The organism is Empedobacter sp. GD03797 (genome assembly GCF_029842105.1).
GTDB lineage: Bacteria > Bacteroidota > Bacteroidia > Flavobacteriales > Weeksellaceae > Empedobacter > Empedobacter falsenii_C.
Genome location: NZ_JAOCFS010000060.1, coordinates 1 through 3,275, shown reverse-complemented (window position 1 = coordinate 3,275; position 3,275 = coordinate 1). Strand labels below are relative to the sequence as shown.

The following is a 3,275-nucleotide window of genomic DNA, read 5'->3' as shown; positions in this document are numbered from 1 at the left end:
GTTGTTTATATTGTAATTTATTTCCTAAAGCATTAATTTCTTTATCAAAACTATCATGTTTTAATGTAAAATCATTTGGAATTTTAGATTTAAATTGAATCACTTTTTGAAATGGAAAATCTAATTCAACTTGATATTTTCTATCCTTATCAATGGCTAAAAAATTTAAATCTTCATTAAACGGAAATTCAAATCCTAAATAATCTATTTTTTTTCTCTTTTACAGCAAATATCTTATTAATAGAAGAATATTCTCCTTGATTATTTGTATCATCTGACGAATACACTAATTCATTAAACATTGGAAAATCATATTTCTTTTGATTGTCTTTGTTAAAATAACCTTTGAATTTATTTAAAGACTTCATTTTAACATCATCTTGTTTAAACTCAATTTCATTTATCAAATAGCTTTCTGATAAAGGTGGATTTATATTAAAAAATTCATCCTGCTTGGATTCGAGTTTTAAAACCAATTGATTATAGAAATCTAAATAAGGAAAAACAATCTTTTCTTTGTAACTATCGTCAACTATTTTTAAAATATTTTCATCAAAAAGATAAATCTGATTATCTAAAACTGACATATTTTGAATATTTGAAATTCTTGATACAATAGGAAAATTCATGATTAATCTTCCTCTACCTCTATAACTATTTATGACTAAATGAGATTCTATTCCTTTTGATTTGAGTAGTTTATTAACTAAAATAACTAACTCTAAATTAGAACCTATTTTGGTTCTTAAAATTCCAGAATTAAAATTTGAGATTTTATCAATAATTTTAGAATTATCTGTCTTGTAAATTTTTCTCACATATTCTATCACATTTTTATATGTTTCTAATTGAGAAGATCCATTCTGAATTTTTAAAGCAATCTCATTAAAATTGGCTCCTCTTAAATTCGTTTCTATTTTCTTTGTAAAAACAGATCGAAATGAAGTCCACGTTGGAGAAGAAAAAATAGTACCATGCCAATCTTGCTCCGCTGTATATTGAAATCCTATTGACTCTTTAAAATCTCTAATATTATATACTTTATTGAATTTCTTAACACTTGGAACATTTTCAATTTCCCAAGATTTGTTTGCCTTTCTGTTTCCATATTTCTCATTCAGCTTTTGACCAATCAAATAAATTCGATAATCAAAATCTGTATGCATTCTAATATCTAGTTTTGATACTAAAGTTGGATAATCATTCTGAAAATTCCACGGTGTCGCATATAAATCTGCTGTACGTACATCTTCCGTTTCATATTCTATTATAGAGCCCACCTTAATATTTGGAATTGCATAAACTATTCTCCTTGTGTTTTCATCTACTGTTTCCTCTACAATATCAGCCTTATTAAGTTTAGAAATAATTATGGCTTCTATATACATTAATGTACCAACATAATATCATAAAAAATCCAGCGATTGCTGGATTTTTTTGTTTATCAAAGTTTATGAAAACTTTAACATTTAGATTAATTGATTTAAGAGTAATAATTTTTCTAAACAGTATAATAAGAGTACTAAAAATAAAAACTTTTATGAAAAATTTTAAGCATTCAATTAAATCAGCAACAATTAATTTGACTAAATCTAGGACATTTAAAAGCATAATGAAGTATGCTTTATTTAAAGTTGTTGATTTATTAATTATATAAATTAGTATACAATATTGTTTAATAGTTGCAAAGATTAGTATTTGTTTTATGAAAAATATTAATACTTTTGCATAATAATTTAATGGAATAAACATCGAAAGTGTTTAACAATATTCTCTCAGATAAAACTGGTAATTTTAAAAATGGAGGAGAATGTGTTAGCGACTCTCATGTCATGATATGGCGTGAGGTGTCTGCTATACTTATTTTACTCCTGCGGTATACCAGTACCCTTCTGATATAATAAGTTAGTAGCCCTTACGCTTTTTTGTATTTATATTTTTAAACTATAAATAACTCATTATAAGGGTATGAGTTATTATAATAAAAATCATAACATATCATGAAAAAATCATTAACACTTCTTACAATTGTGCTATCAATGACTAGTATCAAAGCTCAGGTTAAACTTTATAACACTGAGTTACCATATTTTGATAAAACAAAATTAGTTAAGACTGATAAATCAGTTAAAACAGTAAATCAATTTACAAAACGTGTAACCAAAATTTCTGAATTTAATAGCATTGGTAAACTACATGGTGTAACGATACTGTATAGAAATGACGGCACTGTAAATAATATCGAATATTATCATAACAATGCATTAGTTTATAAAGCAGTCCCATTCGTTAATGGTAGTACAATTCAAAAAGTTTTTAATTATAATAATAATGGTAGTTTTAATGGTTTACAGTATGCAATCTATGATAACGACAATACAACTGAGCTATCTAAAGTAACTTTTGAATATGATAATGGTAGATTAGTTAGTATAGATAACACATTTAAGTTTCCAAAATACACAACAAATTTCGTAAATGGAAAACTTGATGGTGAGTTTTATTTCTACGATGATATGCATTGTCAATGTTATTATGCTGGCACAGCAAGTAATGGAAAAATTAACGGTATTATGCAAGTAACTGTCGGTAAAACATTATCATATAAAATGGACTTTTATACGTTTAAAGACGATACTCTTATATTTGTCAGTAAGACAGATTATAGCAATGTAAGGAATGAAAAGTTCAACATTAAACAAATACCTGTAATTGTTGAGAATAAAAATGTACAGTTAGATAACAACAACGCAAAGATTGTTTTTAACAAGCAAATTGACTGGATGTATGCCTTAAAAGAAAAGTCATTGAATCCTAATTACAATGCAGACATAGAGGAAATTGACTTATCAGATGCAATGTACGGAGCGCCTGAACCAATTTCAATACCGAGTGTTCAACATTAGAGTTTGTAACAACATAAATTACTTGTTACTTTACAAAAAATAACTATATTTGTATCGACAATATGATATACTGGAAAGTATAAGTTATTAGTATGAAAAGATGTTACCACCATTTTTGATTAGTGTTCTATGCTTATAAAAAAGATATGTGAAAACAATTAGTGAAGTTAACGCCTCAAAAATTTAAAAATCAACATGACAAAATACGGCAAATTAGTCAATTACAATAAATATTGAAAGAACAAACTAATAACTAAAAATACAAGCCTCCATTATCCTGATAATGGAGGCTTTAATTATTCTAATGAATAATGCTGCTAAGATGGTCAGAGGATGTCATTTTATTAGTTTAACAAATCCTCCACAAAT

2 protein-coding genes are annotated in these 3,275 nt (G+C 26.2%); one reads left to right on the top strand and one right to left on the bottom strand.

Going from position 1 to position 3,275, the window contains the following annotated elements; translation table 11 throughout:
- Positions 1–188 precede the first annotated feature (188 nt).
- The gene (locus N5D90_RS16980; RefSeq protein ID WP_280063460.1) at positions 189–1,388 is read right to left on the bottom strand and encodes a DUF3857 domain-containing protein; all 1,200 of its coding nucleotides are present in this window, start codon (positions 1,386–1,388) and stop codon (positions 189–191) included.
- 612 nt (positions 1,389–2,000) lie between these two features.
- Here N5D90_RS16980 and N5D90_RS16975 point away from each other — a divergent pair.
- Entirely contained in the window at positions 2,001–2,906 is a 906-nt protein-coding gene (locus tag N5D90_RS16975) for a hypothetical protein (RefSeq protein WP_280063458.1), read from the top strand.
- The last annotated feature ends 369 nt before the right edge of the window (positions 2,907–3,275 follow it).

Bases quoted from the DNA above. Each gene is read 5' to 3' on its own strand.
- N5D90_RS16980 (WP_280063460.1), bottom strand. From the start codon at position 1,388: ATGTATATAGAAGCCATAATTATTTCTAAACTTAATAAGGCTGATATT.
- N5D90_RS16975 (WP_280063458.1), top strand. From the start codon at position 2,001: ATGAAAAAATCATTAACACTTCTTACAATTGTGCTATCAATGACTAGT.